General features: G+C 74.2%; 11 protein-coding genes and 1 pseudogene. 6 read left to right on the forward strand and 6 right to left on the reverse strand.

What is annotated here, in order from left to right; all coding sequences use genetic code 11:
* Window positions 1-114 precede the first annotated feature (114 nt).
* Together ACIO9K_RS12665 and ACIO9K_RS12670 are read right to left on the reverse strand one after the other, a co-directional pair.
* The gene (locus ACIO9K_RS12665) at window positions 115-2919 is read right to left on the reverse strand and encodes a hypothetical protein (RefSeq protein ID WP_400329141.1); all 2805 of its coding nucleotides are present in this window, start codon (window positions 2917-2919) and stop codon (window positions 115-117) included.
* On the reverse strand, window positions 2916-6260 hold the full coding sequence (locus ACIO9K_RS12670; protein WP_400329144.1) for an ABC transporter permease: 3345 nt from the start codon (window positions 6258-6260) through the stop codon (window positions 2916-2918). Before ACIO9K_RS12670 ends, ACIO9K_RS12665 begins: the two co-directional genes overlap by 4 nt.
* Before the next feature lie 394 nt (window positions 6261-6654).
* Here ACIO9K_RS12670 and ACIO9K_RS12675 point away from each other — a divergent pair, with 394 nt between their 5' ends.
* Window positions 6655-7380, forward strand: a complete 726-nt coding sequence (locus ACIO9K_RS12675; RefSeq protein WP_363585575.1) for an ABC transporter ATP-binding protein — start codon at window positions 6655-6657, stop codon at window positions 7378-7380.
* 138 nt (window positions 7381-7518) lie between these two features.
* On the opposite strand, the gene ACIO9K_RS12680 is transcribed toward ACIO9K_RS12675, so the two are convergent.
* The 4 genes and pseudogenes from ACIO9K_RS12680 to ACIO9K_RS12695 form a co-directional block, all read right to left on the reverse strand.
* Entirely contained in the window at window positions 7519-7794 is a 276-nt protein-coding gene (locus ACIO9K_RS12680; protein ID WP_400329147.1) for a hypothetical protein, read from the reverse strand.
* Between the two features lie 56 nt (window positions 7795-7850).
* On the reverse strand, window positions 7851-9473 hold the full coding sequence (locus ACIO9K_RS12685) for an FAD-dependent oxidoreductase (RefSeq protein ID WP_400329150.1): 1623 nt from the start codon (window positions 9471-9473) through the stop codon (window positions 7851-7853).
* A 500-nt stretch (window positions 9474-9973) separates the two neighbouring features.
* Window positions 9974-11593 (reverse strand): alpha/beta hydrolase, encoded by a 1620-nt coding sequence (locus tag ACIO9K_RS12690; protein WP_400329153.1) that lies wholly within the window; start codon window positions 11591-11593, stop codon window positions 9974-9976.
* A gap of 302 nt (window positions 11594-11895) precedes the next feature.
* Window positions 11896-12081, reverse strand: a pseudogene (locus ACIO9K_RS12695) (TetR family transcriptional regulator); the annotation flags it as partial.
* A gap of 195 nt (window positions 12082-12276) precedes the next feature.
* Here ACIO9K_RS12695 and ACIO9K_RS12700 point away from each other — a divergent pair.
* The 5 genes from ACIO9K_RS12700 to ACIO9K_RS12720 all read left to right on the forward strand — a co-directional run bounded on the left by ACIO9K_RS12700 (window position 12277) and on the right by ACIO9K_RS12720 (window position 20009).
* The gene (locus tag ACIO9K_RS12700; protein WP_400329156.1) at window positions 12277-12798 is read left to right on the forward strand and encodes a MarR family winged helix-turn-helix transcriptional regulator; all 522 of its coding nucleotides are present in this window, start codon (window positions 12277-12279) and stop codon (window positions 12796-12798) included.
* 124 nt (window positions 12799-12922) lie between these two features.
* Window positions 12923-13405 carry a hypothetical protein gene (locus ACIO9K_RS12705; RefSeq protein WP_363621821.1) on the forward strand — a complete coding sequence of 161 codons (483 nt, stop codon included), beginning with the start codon at window positions 12923-12925 and terminating at the stop codon, window positions 13403-13405.
* Window positions 13402-14277, forward strand: a complete 876-nt coding sequence (locus ACIO9K_RS12710; protein WP_363621823.1) for an NmrA family NAD(P)-binding protein — start codon at window positions 13402-13404, stop codon at window positions 14275-14277. Before ACIO9K_RS12705 ends, ACIO9K_RS12710 begins: the two co-directional genes overlap by 4 nt.
* A gap of 429 nt (window positions 14278-14706) precedes the next feature.
* A complete protein-coding gene (locus ACIO9K_RS12715) occupies window positions 14707-18648 on the forward strand; it encodes a Pls/PosA family non-ribosomal peptide synthetase (RefSeq protein ID WP_400329161.1) in 3942 nt (1313 codons plus the stop codon).
* Complete coding sequence (locus ACIO9K_RS12720; protein ID WP_400329595.1) at window positions 18645-20009, forward strand: M1 family metallopeptidase; 1365 nt, start codon at window positions 18645-18647, stop codon at window positions 20007-20009. Before ACIO9K_RS12715 ends, ACIO9K_RS12720 begins: the two co-directional genes overlap by 4 nt.
* The last annotated feature ends 136 nt before the right edge of the window (window positions 20010-20145 follow it).

A 20145-nucleotide genomic window follows, 5' to 3' on the forward strand; every position in this document is an offset into this window, starting at 1 on the left:
AGGTCCTGGCGGTCCTGAAGGTCCTGACGGTCCTGAAAATCTCGACGACCTTGACGGTCCCCACGGTCCCGGCGGCCGGCGCCGGTGTCACGGCCCGTACCGCGCCTCCCGCCCTCACCGCTGGTCCCCCGCCCGCAGTTCGGTGGCGATCTGGCGCCGGCCGGAGACGGCCGCCTCCAGGACCACCCCGAGGCAGACCACCAGCGCCAGGCCCGCCGTGGGCAGCAGCACCGGCAGCAGGACGGGGGTCAGCACGTCGCCGACGTTGGCGCCGACCAGCGCCGACAGGTCGAAGGCCGACCCGAGCAGTCCGACCGCCGCCAGCGCGACCAGCCCGCCGCCGACGGCCGCCACCAGGGCCTGCGGCAGCGTCTCGGTGATGATCAGCGCCAGCCCCTGCCGGGGCCGCAGGCCCATGGTGCGCAGTCGGGCCAGCAGGGCCGTGCGCTCGGGGGCGGCCCGGACCAGTGTCAGCAGGACGGCCAGCAGGGCGAACCCGGCGCCGGCGGCACCCGAGTACCAGAACAGGCGTTCCGCGGAGCGCTGCAGCGGGTCGGCGGCGAGCGTGGCGGCCACCTCGTGGCTGCTGCGGACCGTGTACCCGGGGGGCAGCCCGTAGCTGCCCTTGCCGGCGGCCACGGCCTCGTCCCGGATCAGCTTGGCGAGGCCCGTGGCGGTGGTCAGGCCCCGGTCCAGGAGCAGGTTCCTGACCTGGCCGGCGTCGACGTTGCCGGCGGAGAGCCACTTGTTCGTCCGCTTGAGCTCCGGAAGGCGCTCGGAGGCGGGCCCGACAGGCACCACCATGAACGGCTTGCCGGGGTCCGGCAGGGCGGGGGTGCCGGTGACGATCCCGGCGACGGTGGTGCGCAGTTGGCCCCCGTTGGGCGTGCGCAGCCGGGGCGGGCCGCCGGCCAGTTGCTTGGACAGGCCGCTGCTGAACAGTGCCGGCACCGGGGTGTCCGGGCCGCCGGGGGTGCCGGCGAGCACCGCCGGGTCGAACTCGCCCACCCCGGAGGCCCGGGCGATCTCGGCGTAGGCCTTCGGCTCGGCCACCACGAGGATGGCCGAGGTGGAGTCGCCGTCGGCGCCGGTGAAGAAGGCCCCGGGCTCGACCCACACCCCGGTCGCGGCCCGTACGCCGGGCAGTTCGGCGGCGGCCGTGGTGAACGCCTCCGGCAGGGTCGCGTAGACCGGCAGGGTGACGGAGACGTCACCGCCGGTGGCGATCCGGCCGGCGCGCAGCCGGACGCTGTCCACGGTGTCGAGCACGGTGGCGCCGAAGCCGGTCGTGGTGACGGCGATCACCAGGGCGAGCAGCGGCAGCGCGGAGGGCCGGCGGCGGCCCGAGCTGTCGCGGGCGGCGCGGGCCAGGCCGAGGAAGCCGATCAGGCCGCGGCCGCGCCCGGCGAGGGCGGCCAGCCAGCCGACCACCAGCGGCTGGATCCGGGCCAGCAGCAGGCCGCCGGTGAGGGCGAGCATCAGCGGGGCGGTCACCAGCAGCGGGTCCAGGCCGTTGCCGGGGGCGACGCCGCGGCGGCGGACCTCGGCCACGGCCGCGGCGGTGACGGCCAGGACGGCGAGTTCGCCGACGAGTCGGCGCCAGCCGGCCACGGCCTTCGGCGGGGACAGCAGTACGGCGGCGCGCGCCGGGAAGGCCAGCACGGCGATCAGGGTGACCGCCAGGGCGGTGAGCAGGGCGTTGCCCCACCGGGGGGTGGGCAGCAGCACCAGGGCGAGGGCCGTTCCGAGCAGGGCGGAGGGCAGCACGGTCGCCGCGCCCTCGCCGAGCAGGCGCAGCAGGATGCCTCCGCGCGAGCCGCCTCGGGCCTGGAGCAGCCGGAGTTCGGCGGTGCGCCGGTCGGCGGTGAGGGCCGCCGCGAGGCACAGCACCACGACGGCCACCCCCGCCACTCCGGCCGGTCCGATCGCGGCCAGCGGGGCCGCGGCGTCGTAGCGGGCGGTGGCCCGGGTGAAGACGTCGGGCAGGAGCGAGGTGACGTGCAGGTCCGGGCGCTTGGTCACGTCGGCGAGGGTGGTGGCGCCGCGCCCGACCAGGTAGGAGCCGACGGTGGCGCGGGTCTCGGCCAGTTGGTCGGCGCGCAGGGCGCCGGAGTCGACGGGCAGCCGCCAGAAGTTCACGCCGCCGTTGCCCCAGAGGATCAGCTGGTGCAGGCCGCTGTCGCCGACGAAACCGGTGGTCGCCCAGTGGAGCTCCGTGCCCTGGCCCTCCAGGCAGGCGCGGGCGGGGCAGCCGATGTCGTCCCAGGTCGGGTCGGTGGGGTTGTTGACGCGGTAGAAGCCGACCACGGTGGACCGGGTCCGGCCGGTCAGGTCGCTGCCGTTGTCGACGACGTCACCGAGCTTGACGCCGATGGTCTCGGCGGCCTTCTGGCTGACGATCATCGGCAGGGGTGTGCCCTCCTCCGCGGAGCCCGGCCAGACGCCGTCGGTGAGGGTCACGAGCTCCTTGAGCCCGTGCAGGTACAGCAGGCCGAGCACCGGCGGATGGTCGGAGAGACGGGCGTAGCCCTCGTTGAACATCTTGCGCGGGGACTTGGCCCGGCTGCCGTAGAGCTGGCTGGTCCCGGTGAGCGGCAGGTTCCGGCCGATCTCCGCGGTCAGCTTCTGCTGCACGTCGTCGAGGGCGGAGGCCGGGTCGCTCAGGTTCGGCTCGGAGGTGGCTTGCAGGCTGGTCGCGTTGACGCCCTTCTGGTGCACGAAGTCCCGCAGGGCGCTGTCCGCGCCCCGGTCGACGACGCGGGGGAAGGCCGCCGCCATGAACACCGTGACGAAGGCGAGCGCCGCCATGAGCAGGGTGGCCAGCGGCGTCGCGCGCAGCCGGGTGCGGACCCAGGGCGCGGGGCCGTGGGCGGGCGCGGGCGAAGGGGTGGGCACGGTGGTGCCGGCCTTGGTGGTCACATCTCCTCCACGTGGCGCAGCCGGGCGGCCACGTCTCGACGGCGGCGTCCGATCAGGAAGGCCGACAACAGGGGAACGACGGCGATCGCGGCCGTGAGCAGTAGCGCCTGGCCGAGCGGCAGCTCGATCAGCGCCCCGGGCGTCGGGCGGCGGGCGGCCGGCGTCAGCACGACGAACGGCACGATCAGGTGGACGAGCAGCGTGCCGAGGGCCAGTCCGACGGCCCCGCCGAGGGCGACCAGGAGGGCCTGTTCGGCGGCCATGGTGCGGGTCACCTGCTTGCGGCGGGCGCCCAGCGCGAGCAGCAGGGCGGAGTCCCGGGAGCGTTCGCGGGCGGAGGCGGCCACGGCGGCGCCGAAGCCGATCGCGGCGAGCACCCCGGTGACGACCGCGATGACCATGAGCGCGCTCTGCGGAGCGGCGCCGACCGGGTCGCTGAGCAGGTCCTCGACGGCCTCCTCGTAGAGCTGGACGTCCTGGGCGCCGGGGGCGGCGCGCAGCGCGGCGGCGGCCTCGGCGGGGGTCCGGTCGCCGGGGCCGGTGGCGGGCAGCCACCACTCGGCGCGGTTGGGCAGTTCGCCGCCCTGTGCGGCCAGCAGCCGGGCCGTGGTGGAGAGGTCGACCATGAGCGCGTTGGGGCCGGCCGCCGGCAGGGCGTCGACCACGGCGGTGATCTTGACCGGCAGGACGATCCCGGAGAACGGCACCTGGATGGTGTCGCCGACGGAGCCGCCGACGACCTTCAGGTAGTCGCGGGTGACGATGCCGGACACGGTGGCCGGCACGCTCGTCCCGGTCGGCTGGAGGACGGCGCGGGCCATGTCCCCGAGGCCGTTGGCGAAGCGGTAGCGGATGGTGAACAAGCGGTCGGCGCCGGTCGGTTCGGATCCGAGGACGGCGGCCGGCCCGGGCACCACGTCGCCGATGGCCCGGACGGGGGGCGCCGTCGCCGTCCAGCCGAAGCCGGCCGGCACCTGGACGGCGGTCGCGGGGCCGTCGGCGCTGTCGGAGACGGACAGCCGGTGGACGGTCAGCTCCCCGTTGGACCGGTCGCCGAAGGCGACGATCACGCCGACCACGGTCAACGGCGAGGCGGCCGAGCCGAGCGGGGCGTCGACCAACGTGGTCAGCGAGGCCGAGACCTTGGCGTCGCCGGTCAGCGGGAGCGTGCCCAGCGAGACCTTGTGGATCATGCCGAAGCGGTCGCGCAGCAGCAACCTGGCCTCCGGGTGAAGCGACGGACCAGTCCTGCCGCCGGGCGTCCCGGCCTGCTGCTCCGGCTGCTGGACGGTGACCTCCGCGTCGATCCGCAGCGGGTGGCCGGGCAGTTCCAGGCCGGCCGGCCCGGTGGGGGCGGGCTGGGCGAGCGACCCGAACAGGTCCTCGCGGGTGCGCCCGCCGAGCAGGTCGGAGCGGACCGGGACGCGCTCGGCGAAGGCGGCGGCGTCCACGGCGAGCAGTTGCCCCTTGCCGTTGGGCAGGGACTGCTCCTCGCGCACCAACGGGACCAGCCGGTCGCCGCCGGGCAGCGCGCCGTAGCGGCCGCCCTGGCCCATCAGGGCGTTGTGCGAGGCGGAGATCCGCAGGCCGCCGAGCGTGTTGAAGGCGGCCTGGTCGCGCTGGGAGGCGGTCCAGGTGGCGTGCTGGCCGAGCGCCAGCACGCCGGTGGCCACGGCCATCACCAGCAGCAGCACGGGGCCGGTGGCACGGGCGGGCCGACGGGCCAGCTGCCAGCCGACCAGGGCCGGGCCGAGGCCACGGCCGCGCGCGGCCACCCGGGCACCGAGCCTGGCGGCGAGCGGCAGCAGGCGCAGCACCACCAGGGTGCCGGCGCAGAGCGCCAGGGTCGGGGTGGCGACCAGCAGCAGGTCCACGCCGAGCCGGCCGGAGGAGTCGGTGGACAGCCCGCCGCCGTACTGGCTGAGCTGCTGGTAGGCGAGCACGGCCAGGGCGAGGACGGCGAGGTCGCCGCCGTTGCGCGCGATGCCGGAGACCAGGGCCTGGCGGCGGCCGGAGCGGCTGCGCAGAGCGGCTCCGGCGCCGCGCAGGAGGCTGGGCAGGCTGGCCAGCAGGACGCAGGCGAACGCGCAGAGCACGGCGATCGGCCAGAGCGACCAGCTGATGCCGGTGTCCAGGGGCACCTGGTGGTCGCTCCCGAAGCCGGCCAGGGCGCGGACCAGGAACGGAGTCATCAGGGGGGCCAGCAGCGCGGCGGGCAGGGCGAGCAGCAGCGACTCCGTCGCGGTGAAGGCGCCGAGCCGGGCGCCGGAGGCGCCGCGGGCGGCGAGCAGCTCGTTCTCGGCCGTCTGCCGGGTCGCGATCAGGTTGACGACCAGCAGCAGCGCCGCGACGGCGAGCACGGCCAGCTGGAGGGCGCCGATCAGCAGGGTGGTCCGGGCGACCATCATGCTGGAGGACAACTCGCGCAGGATGTCTGGCAGTTCGGTCCGCGAGCTGATGCTCGCGCGGGTCTGCAGGTCGTCGGCGAGGCCCTGGGCGCGGTCGCCCATGGCCTCCGCCGCGGAGCGACCGATGCCCGCGAAGTCGGCGTCGAGCAGCCAGCTGCGGCTGCTCTGCACCAACCCGCCGGTGGTGAAGGCGCTCTGGTCGACCAGCATCGGGCCGTAGGTGGTGAAGCCGCTGACCTCGACCTCGTGGCCGCCGACCGGGTCGATGCGCCAGTACGCGTCGGTCGGGTCGACGGCCCGGTAGACGCCGGTGACGCGGACGGTCAGCGACTTGCCGCCGAGGCGGTCCGCCACCTGAACATCGGCGGGCAGGGCCTGGTCGGTGAGGCCGAGCCGCGCCAGCATGGTCTGCGGGACGGCGACCTGCGGGGCGGTGGCCTGGACCGGGCCGGAGGCCGCGGCGGGCCACGCGCCGGCGAGCAGGCGGGTCCGGTCGCGGTCGAGGTCGGCGAGGACCGTCAGGTCGGGCTGGGTCCCGGTTCCGGGGACCGCGGACCCGGGGGCGCCGCTGGTGCTGGTGGCGCCGTTGGTACCGGTGGCGCCAGTAGTGCCGGCACCGTCCGGCAGGCCGTAGGAGCGGCTGCGCAGCAGGCTGTCGGTGCGCACGGGCAGGTCCCCGAAGAGCCTGCCGCGGTAGGCGGCGAGCTCCGCCTCGTCCTTCGCACGCTGGTCGAGCCCGTGTTCGGCGGTCACCACGACCGTGGTCCGAGCATGTCCTGGCCCCTGGAGCGCCTGCCGCAGACCGGCCTCGCCGACACTGCGGTTGAACGCCACCAGCGCGGTCAGCACGGCCGTGGTGATCAGTACAGCGAGCAGCACGGCGGCAGCCAGCGGCAGTCGCCCGCGCAGTCGGCGCACGACGAAGCCGAGCATCAAGTTCCTCCCCGGTCTTTACGTCCCCAGGCCGCGTCCCAGCCCCGTTCATCGATCCGATTCGGTCACAACTCGGCCACGAATGGACACACTTAGGGCACATCAACGCAATGATCACCGGCATTTGATCACCGGATAGCGGACGACTCTGTCAGATTCGATCCAGGAACGGAAGGGACTTGCGCTAACAAGTAAGTAATGAGCAAATTCCTTGCATTGGCAGCACCCACACTTCGGGCGCCCGCCAGAATGCCATGAACATTTCATAACTCAGGCTCCACAGCACGCCTTTGGGAACGCCGACCCGCACCCCGGAAATCGCCGCCCGAAACCGTGAACCCGTGGCGCCGCCCGTCCGTAGACACTGGGTAGACACACACAGGGGGAAGCCTCAATGACGCAGCCTCAGGCCACCGCCACCACCAACGCCCCGATGGTGGCCGTGACCGACCTCCGGCGCAGCTTCGGCACCGGCGAGCGGACCGTGCACGCGCTGCGCGGCGTCTCCTTCACCGTCGGCCGCGGCGAACTCGCCGCGCTCAAGGGCCGGTCCGGCTCCGGCAAGACCACCCTGCTCAACCTGGTCGGCGGCCTGGACGCCCCGACCGCCGGCAGCATCGCCCTGGACGGCACCGACCTCGCCGAACTGGACGAGGACGGCCGGCTCGCCCTGCGGCGGGAGCGGATCGGCTTCGTCTTCCAGTCCTTCGGGCTGATCCCGATGCTCACCGCCGCCGAGAACGTCGGCGTGCCGATGCGGCTACGCAAGGTCTCGGCCGCCGAACGCGAGGAGCGCGCGCACACCCTGCTGGCCCTCGTCGGCCTCGCCGACCAGGCCAACCAGCGGCCCGGCGAGCTCTCCGGCGGCCAGCAGCAGCGCGTCGCCATCGCCCGCGCGCTGGCCAACGAGCCCGGCCTGATCATCGCCGACGAGCCGACCGGCCAGCTGGACTCGGAGACCGGCCGCTCGATCATGCAGCTGCTGCGCGCCGTCGTCCGCAGCGAGGGCGTCACCGTGGTGGTCGCCACCCACGACCCGACGCTGATGGAACTCGCCGACCGGGTGATCGAGCTGCGTGACGGGCGGATCGTCGAGGAGGCGGCGAAGCCGGCCGCGTAGGGGTGGCCCGGGGTGCGCCGGCCCGTCCGGCCTGTCCACTCGGGCGGTCCTGTCCACTCGGGCGGTCCTGTCCGGACAGGCGGGCCGGCGCACCCCGGCGGCGCGACCGATGGAACCGGACGCGCTCCGCGAGCCCGTTCAGGGTGCCTTGAGCACCGCCTCGCAGGCTCGGCACCGCCGGGTGCGCTGGGACGGCGGGTACCACGGCTCGCCGGGCCCGGCCGGGCGGTAGGGCTCCCGTTCGAGGTCCGCCGTGTCGAGGCCGCAGAAGGTCGCCGGCCCCGGATCCTCCGGCACGTCCGGATCCGGCGGCGCCGCGTGCACCCAGCGAATCCGCGCGCCCACGTCGACCTCGCCCGCGTCCAGCACCTCGGTGGACGGCTCCAGCTCGACCAGCACGACCACTCCGCTCATACCTCGACCCTGCGCCCCTACGGCGGCTCGCGCATCCGGTGGCGGGCCCCTCCCGGTCAGGCCCCGGGGAGGGTGATCGACTGAGCGTGGTGGAACACCTCCGCGCCGTCCCAGTACGCCTTGGTGCGCTGCAGCCGCGGGTAGTTCCCCTTGTAGTAGAGCCGCTGGTAGGCCGGGTCCGGCTGGTCGGCCGTGCCCAGGTCGACGTCCGGGTAGTTGACGTAGGCGCCGTCCGTCGCGGTGTCGATCTCCGGGACACCGCCGGTCTCCCGGTAGACGTCCCGGTAGAGCCCGCCGAGGTACGCCAGGTGGTCGGCGTCCTGGGCCTCGTCGGTCCAGTACGTCTGGTACTGGAGCTTCATGATCGAGTCGCGCTGGGGGACGGCGGTCTCCTCGGGCCCGCGGGCGTTGATCCGGCAGCCGTAGGAGTCGATCTGCACCAGCGTCTTCGTGAGGTCCACGCCCTCGACGTCCCGCACCAGCCAGTCCCAGAAGGTGGCGATCTGGGCCCGGCTGAACGGCTCGCGGTGGTAGGCCGACTTGTACTTGCCGCGCTGGTTGTCGCCCGACGGGTTGAGCGTCATGGTGGCCTGGAACCAGGGCAGTTGGCGACGCTTCTCCGGGTAGGGCAGGAACAGCCCGCCGGCGCTGTGGGTCTGGACCACCGACCGCGTCGCCATCCCGCGCTCGACGGCCGCCAGGAACGCGTCGAGCGGCCCCGGGTCGTCACCGTCCCACTGGCTCACCAGGACGACGTTCCCGTTGGAGCGGTGGGTGAGCTTGAGGATCGCGAACAGGCCCTGGTAGGTCGGCTCCCGCGGGCCGCTGTGCTCGGCCATGAAGGCGCCGAAGTTACGCACCAGGGTCTCGAAGTCGCCGGGCCGCTCCACCAGTTCGCCCCAGGGCCAGGCGACGCTGCTGAGCCAGACCCGGGGCGGCGGCTTCGGCACGCCGACCGCGAAGTGGTAGCGCAGCACCACCCCGAAGTTCCCGCCGCCGCCCCCGGTGTGGGCCCAGAAGAGGTCCGCCTCCGGGGAGCCCTCGCCGTCGTCGCGGTGCGCCCTGGTCACCACGGCGGTGCCGCCCCGCACGGTGACCACGTCGACCTGGACCAGGTGGTCCACGGTGAGCCCGTGCCGCCGCGAGAGCAGGCCGAACCCGCCGCCGCAGATGTGCCCGCCCGCGCCGACCGAGTAGCAGGACCCGGCCGGCAGCGTCACCGCGTACGCGCGGAAGAGCGTGGTGTAGACGTCCCAGTTGGTGGCCCCGCCCTCCACGCAGTACGTCGGACGGCCGAACTTGTCCGTGGCGGCGGCGACACCCCGCATCATGCCGAGGTCGAGGATGACGCCCCCGTCGTTGTCGACGAAGCCCTCGTAGCAGTGCCCGCCGCCGCGGACGGTCGGCCGCATCCCGTGGACCAGCGCCCGGTTCAACTCGCCCACGGCGTCGGCCTCGTCGGCCACCAGGCGGATGTGGGCGGGGCTGCTGCGCCAGCGCTGGTTGAAGCCCTGGCCGAGCGTCCGGTAGCGGGGATCGCCCGGCCGGACCGACCGCCCCTCCGGCGGCTCCCGGCGCGCCCCGGCCGCGGCCGCCGTGCCCGTCGAGCCGCCGGACACCCCGGCCGCCGCCGCACCGGCGGTGCCCAGGAATCCCCGTCGGGAGAATGCGCCCTCCATGGCCCGACCTCACTTTCTCGGCGATGAGAGAAGCTGGCGGCGGCACGCTAACACAGGTATTCGAGGGTGGGAATCCTTTAACGAACTAGTGTGACAGTACGTCATTTTGGACGAATCAGCGCAGGTCCCAGGCCGCTGCGGGCCCGGCGGCCGATTGAACTATCAGTGTCAGTGGTATCGGCTACGGTCCCCGACATCCGAGAAGAATCCGAGAAGAACTCGTTTCCGAGGAGGGCCGGATGGCGATCCACCGCCGCGTTCACGCCGCATTTCCGGTTCGCGCCGTCATCCGCGTTCGCACGGCCGTCCGCGTTCACGCCGCCCTCCGGGGGCTCGGCCGGAAAACGCGGATGTGGTGGCCGGCGCCGCCGACCACCACATCCGTTCACACGTACCTCAGACCTCCGGGGGCCGCGCGGCCAGTCCTGCCGGGCGGGCCTTGCGGGCCGCGCGGGCCGGCACCGGCCGACCGCTCGGCCCCGTCAGGCCGCTCAGCCCCGTCAGGCCGCCGGGAAGATCGCCGCGTCCGGCTTCAGCAGCTGGCCGGGCTTCGGCGCGGTGCCGTCGACCAGGTAGCGGGTGACCAGTGCGTTCAGCGCCTGGCTGCGGCCGACGGCGCAGTGCTCGATCGAGTCCACGCTGACCAGCACGGCGTTGCCCAGCTGCTGCTGCATCCGCTGGGCGAACTTGTACTGGGTGGCCGGGTCGTAGAGGTTGCCGATCACCATGACGGTGTTCGAGGTCTTCTTGTTCCACGGGCCGCTGAAGCGCTCGGCGTCCCGGGCCGGGGCCGGCCAGCTCGCGCAGGCGGGCGCGTCGAAGGCCTGGTAGCGGCCGAAGGTCGGCGACTCCTTCTCCCAGGCCTTGGCGACGTTCGGGAAGACCCGGTCGTTCGACGGGTACGGCTTGTCCTGGCAGTTGACGCCCATGTAGGAGTCGTCGGCGGTGTACTCGGAGTCGGCCGGGGCCTCGCGCAGCGCCCGCGGGGCGTTCACCGCGAGGATGTTGGCGTCGTCGTCCGAGACGGTCGCCTTCGGCGCCATCAGCGTGTTCGCGGCCGGCTTCTGGACGAGCTGGTACGTCGCCTGCAGCGACTTGGCCAGCGGCGCCAGCTTGGCCTGCGAGTACAGCGCGCTGGCCACCTCGCTGGTGAAGGTGCTCAGCGTCACCTGGGAGCCGTTCGGCAGGGTGACCGGGCTGGTCCGCAGGTGGTCGCGGAGCTGGTCGAACTTGGCCCGGGTGTCGCCCTCGCCGAAGGCGCAGCGCGGGGCGCCGGCGGCCTGGCAGCGCTTCAGGAACTCGTCCAGGGCCAGCTCGAAGCCGCCCGCCCGCTGACGGTCGTACTCCAGGCCGTCGTGCAGGCGCAGGTTCGGGTCGACGTTGCCGTCGACGATGATCGTGCGCACCTTGTTCGGGTACATCCCGGCGTAGGTCGCGCCGATCAGGGTGCCGTAGGAGAACCCGGCGAAGTTGAGCTGGGAGTCGCCGACGGCGCGGCGCATCCGGTCGAGGTCGCGGACCACGTTGATGGTCGACATGTGCTCGATCAGCGGGCCGGCGTTCTTGCTGCACGCGTCGGTGTAGTCCTGGTCCGCGTCCAGCGTCTCGTTGATCTCGGCCTTGGTGACCGGCACCCCGACCATGCGGCCGTTGACCGCGTCGGCGTCCTCCTGGGTCTTGAAGCACTTGAGCGGGTTGCTCCGGGCCACGCCACGGGGGTCGAAACCGACCAGGTCGAAGCGCGACTGCACCTCGGTACCGAACCGGGTGGTGGTCGCCCACAGGTAGCCGCTACCACCCGGGCCGCCCGGGTTGAGGAACAGCGAGCCGATCCGCTTGGACGGGTCGCTCGCCCGCCGGCGCATCATGGCGATGCCGATCTTCTCACCCGACGGGTTGTCATAGTCCAGCGGCACCGGGTACACGGCACAGTCGTAGATACCTGGGTCCGGCTTGCTCGGGTCGGGGTTGCACGGGGTCCAGTTGACAGCGGGGACCTTCGCCTCGGCCGCCGCACCCGGCGCCAGGTCTATCGGCGCTGCCGATGCCGCGACAGCACTACCGGTGACGAGGGCGAGGGCGCAGGTGACCGCTCCGGCCAGCGTGGATATACGGGACAAGGAACCTCCTCAGTACTGAAAGGGCGGCCCCAGCCTGTCAGTCTGAGATCTCCATGTGAAGACCTGGAAGCAGCGTAAATGTTTCGATGCCGTCCACTTTGCGACCGGATTATTCTGTGAATGAACCAACTTGACGGTTGATTGACCTGATCGCCCGTCACCATCGAGCCCCCACCCCGGCCACCGCCGCATCCGGGCCGCCGGAGCGCCGCCCTACGGCATTTCGTGCGGCGAGGCCGCCACACCCCGCCGGGGGTTCCGTTTCAAACTGCCGCCAAGCGACGGGAGTTCGAAGAAACGCCCTACCGTCCGGCCGCCCCGCGCAGCGCAGCCGCCACCAGCCCCTGGACCTCGTCCAGGCGGGCTTCCCCGCCGCCCACCAGCCGGTCGAAGACCAGTCCGTCGACGCAGGCCAGCAGGGTGGCGGTCCGCCCGTCGGGGTCGGGCACACCCTGGTCGGCCAGGAAGGTGCGGACGGCGGCGCGCGCCGCGCCGCGTAGGACGTGTCCCGCCGTTCCCGCCGGGCGCGCGACGCCGGGAACGACGAGACTCGCCCTGGGCGCACCGCCCGGCCACCCTCGGCCCCGGAGGGGACGGCGTCACCGCGGCCCGCACCGTCCGGGAACCGGTCGGTGCGGGCCATCGACTTGACCGGGAAACTGATGAGGCGCCATATTACTTTCATGACGCAACGCCCCGACGCCGGAAGCGGCGCCCCCACTCTCGACCAGGCGCGCCGCCAGATCGCCCGCTACGGCCTCACGGCCGACCCGCAGGCGATCCTGGTCGCGGCCCGGCTGATGGCGGCGGGCGCCCGGATCGGCCAGGCCGGGGAGGTGCACTTCGCCCGGTTCGGGCTCTCCACCGGCCGCTACCGACTGCTGGCCGACCTGGAGGACCACGGCGGCGAGAAGTCGCCCTCCCAGCTCGCGGCCGGCCTCGGCGTCTCGCGGGCGACCGTGACCGGCCTGGTGGACGGCCTGGAGCAGGAGGGCCTGGTGGTCCGCCGCCCGTCCGCCGAGGACGGCCGCGCCAACGTGGTGGTCCTCACCGCACGCGGCGCGCAGCGGCTGCGCGATCTGGCGCCCGAGCACTTCGCCCGGATGCAGGCACTGGTCGGCGGGCTCTCGGTCGAGGAGCGCGCCACCTTCCTCGACCTCCTGGCCAGGGTGGTCGAGGGTGCCGACGCGCTGACCGCGGACTGACCCGGCCGAGAACGGCGGGCCGCGCAAGGCGGCCCGCCGACTTCACGGCCCAATAGTTAGGCACCTAAGCACTAATAGTTAGCCACCTAATCACTTCACCCCAGCACCTCCGCAGGAGAAGCCCATGAGCAAGAAAGCACCCGGTGCACCGCCCCCCTTCACCCTGTGGCGGGAGGTCCTCGTCGCCTACGCGATGCCCGCCGTGATGGCCGGCATCGGCGGGGCCGTCACGCACCAGCCGCAGCTGATGATCGCCGCGGCCACCACGATCGGCGGCACCTCGGCCGTCGTCGCCACCCTGGTCGGCTCCGCCCTGCGACGCCGACCCGACCGCCCCCCGGGCGGCCGGGCACCGCACGCCCTGCTGGCCCCCGCACTCGGCCTGGCCGCCGCGGCCGTCGCACTCGCCGTCGGCCTCGCGGCCGCGCACTGGCTGCCACAGATCCACGGGCTCGCCACCAGCCCCTGGCCCGGCCGCCTTCCGATCGACCTGCCGGTCTCGTCGGCGATCGCGGCCACCGTGATCACCTGGCGCTGGCGCGGCAGCCGCCGGACCCGATCCCCGCAGCACCGACTCTCCACCCGACCGGAAGGACAGACCTCATGATCGTCGTCATGGGCGCCGGAGGCGCCACCGGCGGTGCCACCCTGCGCGGCCTCGCCGCCCTCGGTGCACCGAGCCGCGCACTCAGCCGCGACCCCGCCCGCCTCGCGGCCGGCCTCGACGACCGGACCCTCGCACTGACCGAGACGCTCCCGGCCGACGCCGCCGACCCGAACTCCCTGCGCGAAGCCTTCCGTGGCGCGCACCAGCTCTTCCTCACCATGGCCAACGGCCCGCACCAGGTCCAGCACGAGCTGGCCGCGATCGACGCGGCGGTCGAGAGCGGCGTGGAGCACATCGTCAAGATCTCCGCACCCGCAGCCGAACCGGACTCCCCCGTGGCCGTCTCGCGCGGCCACCACCTGGTCGAGGAGCGCCTGCGCGCGTCCGGCGTCACCGCGACGGTGCTGCGGCCGTACGCGTTCATGCAGAAGCTGCTGCTGCTGGCCCCCGGCATCGCCGCCGCCGGGGTGGTGCACGGCGCCATGGGCCAGGCCCGCTGCAACTACGTCGACGCCCGGGACATCGGCGACGCCGCGGCCGAGGTGCTCACCCGCCCGGAGCTCGCCGGCGGAACGTATCCGCTCACCGGCGGCCGGGCGTACAGCTACCCGGAGCTCACCGGGCTGCTCGGCGAGCTGCTCGGCCGCCCGGTCCGCTACCTCGACCTGCCCCCGGCCGGGCTGCACGCCCACTTGGTCGAGCGGGCCGGGATGCCGCCCTGGCTGGCCTCCCACGTGGTGGAGATCCAGCAGCTCGCGGTGGTCCGCCGGGAGGCGCCCGACGACACCCTCGCCCACCTCACCGGGCGCGCCCCGCGCACCCTGGAGGCGTTCCTCCAGGAGCACCTGCACCGCTTCCGCCGACCGTCCTGACACCATCCGGGCGCCATTCGGGTCTCTCTCCGGCGCCTCTCGGACAGCGCTCCGACACCTTGGCGGGCCCGGCGGCCGGGCCGGAACCGGGCCGGGAAGCCGGGCCCGCCACCCGAAGGGAGCAGCATTCGCTGTGGCGTGGATCACGATCGAGAATTAGGCCTGACGATCCGTCAATTCGACTGACATCCAGTCACATGACTTCCGGGCCCACCCAGTTGTTGACTGACTCAACGTCAGCTCGGGCCATTTCCGGCCTAGTTGAGCCAAGTGTCGGGCCGTACGGCGCCTCGCGGCCGGGGCTACCATCAGTCGGGTTGTCCGCTCCGGCCCCGGAGTGGGGTCACCCGGTCAGGCGAGTGCTCCCACCGCCCCGAAGGGCCGGGCATCAGTCGGAACGGGGCGAGGACGAGGAGCGTACGGGCTGCCATGACAGCTGAACCGAGCACGGAGCAGTCCGCCAAGCCGCCCCACGCCACGCCGCCACAGGCCCCACCGCCACAGGCCCCACCGCCGCAGGCCCTCTTCCCGGGCCGTCCGGCCGCCGCACCGCGCACCCTGGTCGACGTCCTGGACGCCACCGTCCGCGCCCACCCCGACGAACCCGCCCTGGACGACGGGCGCACCGTGCTCAGCTACCGCGCCCTGGCCGCCGAGGTCGAGCAGCTGCGCCGCCGGCTGGCCGCCGCCGGGATCGGCCCGGACGACCGGGTGGGCGTGCGGGTCCCCTCGGGCACCAACGACCTGTACGTCTCGATCCTCGCCGTGCTCGCCGCCGGCGCCGCCTACGTGCCGGTCGACGCAGAGGACCCGGACGAGCGCGCCCAGCTGGTCTTCGGGGAGGCCGGCGTCGCCGCGTCGCTCGGCGCCGACCGCGCGCTGACCGTCCACCGCGAACGCCCGGTCGCCGACCCCGGCGAGGCGGCCGCGGACCACCGCCCCTGCCCGACGCCGGCCGACGACGCCTGGATCATCTTCACCTCCGGCTCCACCGGCCGCCCCAAGGGCGTGGCCGTCACCCACCGCAACGCCGCCGCCTTCGTCGACGCCGAGGCGGCGCTCTTCCTCCAGGACGAGCCGATCGGCCCCGGCGACCGCGTGATGGCCGGCCTGTCGGTGGCCTTCGACGCCTCCTGCGAGGAGATGTGGCTGGCCTGGCGCCACGGCGCCTGCCTGGTGCCCGTCCCCCGCTCCCAGGTGCGCAGCGGCGCCGACCTCGGCCCCTGGCTGGCGGAGCAGGAGATCACCGTGGTCTCCACCGTCCCGACGCTGGCCGCGCTCTGGCCGGCCGAGGCGCTCAACGAGGTGCGGCTGCTGATCTTCGGCGGCGAGGCCTGCCCACCGGAGCTGGTGCAGCGGCTGGTCACCGAGGGCCGCGAGGTCTGGAACACCTACGGCCCCACCGAGGCCACCGTGGTCGCCTGCGCCGCGCTGCTGACCGGCGACGGCCCGGTCCGGATCGGCCTGCCGCTGGACGGCTGGGACCTCGCCGTGGTCGACGAGACCGGCGAGCCGGTCGCGGCCGGCGGTACCGGCCAGCTGGTGATCGGCGGGGTCGGCCTGGCCCGCTACCTCGACCCGGAGAAGGACGCCGAGAAGTACGCGCCGCTGGCCTCGCTCGGCTGGGAGCGGGCGTACCGCAGCGGCGACCTGGTCCAGGCCGACCCGGCCGGCCTGCTGTTCCTCGGCCGCACCGACGAGCAGATCAAGCTCGGCGGCCGCCGGATCGAACTCGGCGAGGTCGACGCGGCGCTCCAGGCCCTGCCCGGCGTGGCGGGCGCGGCCGCCGCCGTCCGCACCGCGCGCGGCGGCAACCAGCTGCTGGTCGGCTACCTGGTCGTCCAGGACGGCTTCGACCGCGAGCAGGCCGTCGAGAAGCTGCGCGCCGAGTTGCCGGCCGCCCTGGTGCCGCTGCTCGCGCCGGTCGACACCCTGCCCACCCGCACCTCCGGCAAGGTCGACCGGGCCGCCCTGCCCTGGCCGCTGCCCGAGCTGGAGAACGCCGGGCCGAGCGAGCAGTTGTACGGCACCGAGGCCTGGCTGGCCGAGCAGTGGGCCGAGATCCTCGGTGTGACGGTGAGCGGCCCGCGCGACGACTTCTTCGGCATCGGCGGCGGCAGCCTGGCCGCCGCCCGGCTCACCACGCTGCTGCGCACCCGCTATCCGAACGCCGCCGTGCTGGACGTCTACCAGCACCCGACGCTGCGCAAGCTCGCCCGGCACCTGGAGCGCACCGCCGCCCAGGGCGGCCAGGCCCGCACCATCGCCCTGGTGCCGACCCGGGCCAAGCTGCTCCAGCTGCTCCTGCTGATCCCGCTGTTCACCGTGGTCGGCCTGCGCTGGACGGTCGCCCTGCTGGCGGCCGGCAACCTGCTCTCCCACCTCGGCGACTACCCGTGGGCGCCCACCGCCTCCTGGTGGGCGGTCGGCGCGGGCGCCCTGGCGCTGTACACCCCGGCGGGCCGGCTGGCGATCGCGGCCGGCGGCGCCCGGCTGCTGCTGCGCGGCCTGCGCCCGGGCAGCCATCCACGCGGCGGCGCCGTCCACCTGCGGCTCTGGACCGCCGAGCGGCTCTCCGAGCTCAGCGGCGCCACCGCGCTGTCCGGCGCCTGGCTGGTCCGCTACGCCCGGGCGCTGGGTGCCAAGGTCGGGCCCGAGGTCGACCTGCACTCGCTGCCGCCGGTCACCGGGATGCTGAAGCTGGGCCGGGGCTGCGCCGTCGAGGCCGAGGTGGACCTGTGCGGCTACTGGCTGGACGGCGACCGGCTGGAGGTCGGCCAGGTCAAGGTCGGCTCCGGCGCCGTGGTCGGCACCCGCTCGACCCTGCTGCCCGGCGCCCGGGTCGGCAAGCGCGCCCAGGTACTGCCCGGCTCCAGCGTCACCGGGCACGTGCCGACCGGGCAGCGCTGGGGCGGCGCGCCCGCCGTCAAGCTGGGCCGCGTCGAGCGGGCGTGGCCCAAGGAGCGCCCGCCCCACCGGGTCTTCTGGGCCGCGCTCTACGGTGCCAGCGGCACGGCGCTCGGCCTGCTCCCGGTGGCGCCCGCGCTGGCCGCGCTCGCGGTCCTCGCCGGTTTCGTCCACCAGGGCGACGACCTCGGCGCGGCGCTCGGCGGCGCGCTGCTCGGCCTGCTGCCCGCCACCCTGGCGTACGGCGCGGTGTACGCGGCGCAGCTGGTGACCGCCGTCCGGTTGCTGAGCCGCGGTCTGGTCCCCGGGGTGCACCCGCTGCACGGCCGGGTCGGCTGGCAGGCGTGGACCGTCACCCAGCTGATGGACCGGGCCCGGGAGGTGCTCTTCCCGCTGTACGCGGGGCTGGTCACGCCGCTGTGGCTGCGGGCGCTCGGGATGAGGGTCGGCCGGGGCGCGGAGGTGTCCACGGTGCTGGCGCTGCCCAGCCTGACCACCGTCGGCGACGGCGCGTTCCTGGCCGACGACACCCTGATCGCGCCGTACGAGCTGGGCGGCGGCTGGGTGCGGCTCGGCGAGGCGAAGGTCGGCGAGCGGGCGTTCCTCGGGAACTCGGGAATGACCGCGCCGGGGCGGGCGGTGCCCAAGCGGGGCCTGGTGGGCGTGCTGTCGGCGACGCCCGAGAAGGCCAAGAAGGGCGGCTCCTACCTGGGCATGCCGCCGATGCGGCTGCCGCGCGCGGCGGACGAGGCCGACCAGAGCCTGACCTACGAGCCGCCGGCCCGGCTGCTCTGGGCGCGCGGGCTGGTCGAGCTGGCCCGGCTGCTGCCGGTGCTCGCCTCGGGGGCGCTCGGCGTGCTGACCGTCGCGGTGCTGTCCCGGCTGTCCGTCTCCTGGTCGGCGGGCGTGGCCGCGCTGCTCTCGGGCCTGGTGCTGCTGGGCGCCGGCGCGGTGGCCTGCCTGGTCGCGGTGGCGGCGAAGTGGCTGCTGGTCGGCCGGTTCCGGGCGGTGGAGCACCCGCTGTGGAGCAGCTTCGTGTGGCGCAACGAGCTCGCGGACACCTTCGTCGAGGTGCTGGCGGTGCCGTGGTTGGTCGGCGCGGTGCCGGGCACGCCGGTGCTGAACCTCTGGCTGCGGGCGCTCGGCGCGCGGGTCGGCCGCGGCGTCTGGTGCGAGAGCTACTGGCTGCCGGAGGCGGACCTGGTCACCCTCGGGGACGGCGTCACCGTCAACCGGGGCTGCGTGGTGCAGACGCACCTCTTCCACGACCGGATCATGCGGATGGATACTGTGGTCCTCCGCGAGGGCGCCACCCTGGGCCCGGGCGGCATCGTGCTGCCCGGCAGCACGGTGGGCGCGCGCAGCACGCTGGGCCCGGCCTCGCTGGTGATGCGCGCCGAGTCCGTCCCCGCCGACACGCGGTGGCTGGGCAACCCCATCGAGGCGTGGCAGCCCACGTCATGACCACCCGTCCCGGCCCGCAGGAAGTGCCCGCCCCCGTGAAGCCCAAGCACGTCCCGGCGGCCGCCGGCGCCCCCGACCCGTACTTCCCGGCCAGCGGCGACCACCGCTACCGGGTCCACCGCTACGAGCTCGTGCTGGACTACCGGCCCGGGCCGAACCGGCTGGCGGCCTCGGCCCGGCTGAGCGCCGTGGCGGACGCGGCGCTGGCCGAGTTCGCGCTGGACCTGGCCGAGTTCCGGATCGGGCGGGTGCTGGTCGACGGCAAGGCCGCCCGTTACACCCACCGCGCCGGCAAGCTGCGGATCCGTCCGGCCAGGGCACTGGCGGCGGGGGCGGCGTTCACCGTCGAGGTGCACTACACCGGCAACCCCCGTCCGGTGCGCAGCCCGTGGGGCGGCCTGGGCTGGGAGGAGCTGACCGACGGCTCGCTGGTCGCCAGCCAGCCGATCGGCGCGCCGTCCTGGTTCCCGTGCAACGACCGGCCCGCCGACAAGGCGACGTACCAGATCGCGGTCACCACACCGTCCCCGTTCACCGTGCTGGCGAGCGGCCGGCTGCTGACCCGCACCGCCCGGGCGTCCAGCACCACCTGGGTGTACGAGCAGAGCGCGCCGACCTCGCCGTACCTGGTGACGGTGTCGATCGGCCACTACCGGCCGGTGCCGCTGGCGGCCCGCCCGGCCGTGCCGCAGACCGGCTACGTGCCGGAGCGGCTGGTCCCCGCGTTCACCCGGGACTTCGGGCGGCAGCCGGAGATGATGGCGTACTTCGGCGAGGTGTTCGGGCCGTACCCGTTCGGCGAGTACGCGGTGGTCGTCGCGGACGAGGAACTGGACGTCCCCGTGGAGGCCCAGGGCGTCGCCACCTTCGGGACGAACCACCTCGGCGGCGGCTGGGAGCGCGAGCGGCTGATCGCCCACGAGCTGTCGCACCAGTGGTTCGGCAACAGCGTGACGATCGCCGACTGGCGGCACATCTGGCTCAACGAGGGCTTCGCCAAGTACGCCGAGTGGCTGTGGTCCGAGCACGCCGGCGGCCCGGCCGCGGCCACCCACGCCGCCGCCGCGCACGGACTGCTGGCCGGGCTCCCGCAGGACCTCAGGCTCGCCGACCCGGGCCGCAGGCTGATGTTCGACGACCGGCTGTACCAGCGCGGCGGCCTCGCCGTGCACGCGCTGCGGCGGGCGCTGGGCGAGGACGCCTTCTTCGCGATGCTGCGGGACTGGACGAGCATCCACCGGCACGGCGTCGTCGGCACCGCCGACCTGCTCGCGCACGCCTCCCGGTACGCGGCCGCCCCGCTGGCCCCGGTCTTCGAGGCCTGGCTGCAGCGGCCCGAACTCCCGCCGCTGCCGGGCTGACCGGGCCGGCAGCGAAATCGCGGGGCGTTTGCGGGGCGTTTGCGGAGATAACGGGTGGATCCTTCGGAGCGGCCTGGCTAGGTTGGGTTCGTCTGCTGCCCGTCCGTGTTGGCGGGCGGCCCCCGCCCGCGGACCT

Source organism: Kitasatospora sp. NPDC087271, assembly GCF_044744605.1.
In the GTDB taxonomy this organism is placed as follows: domain Bacteria; phylum Actinomycetota; class Actinomycetes; order Streptomycetales; family Streptomycetaceae; genus Kitasatospora.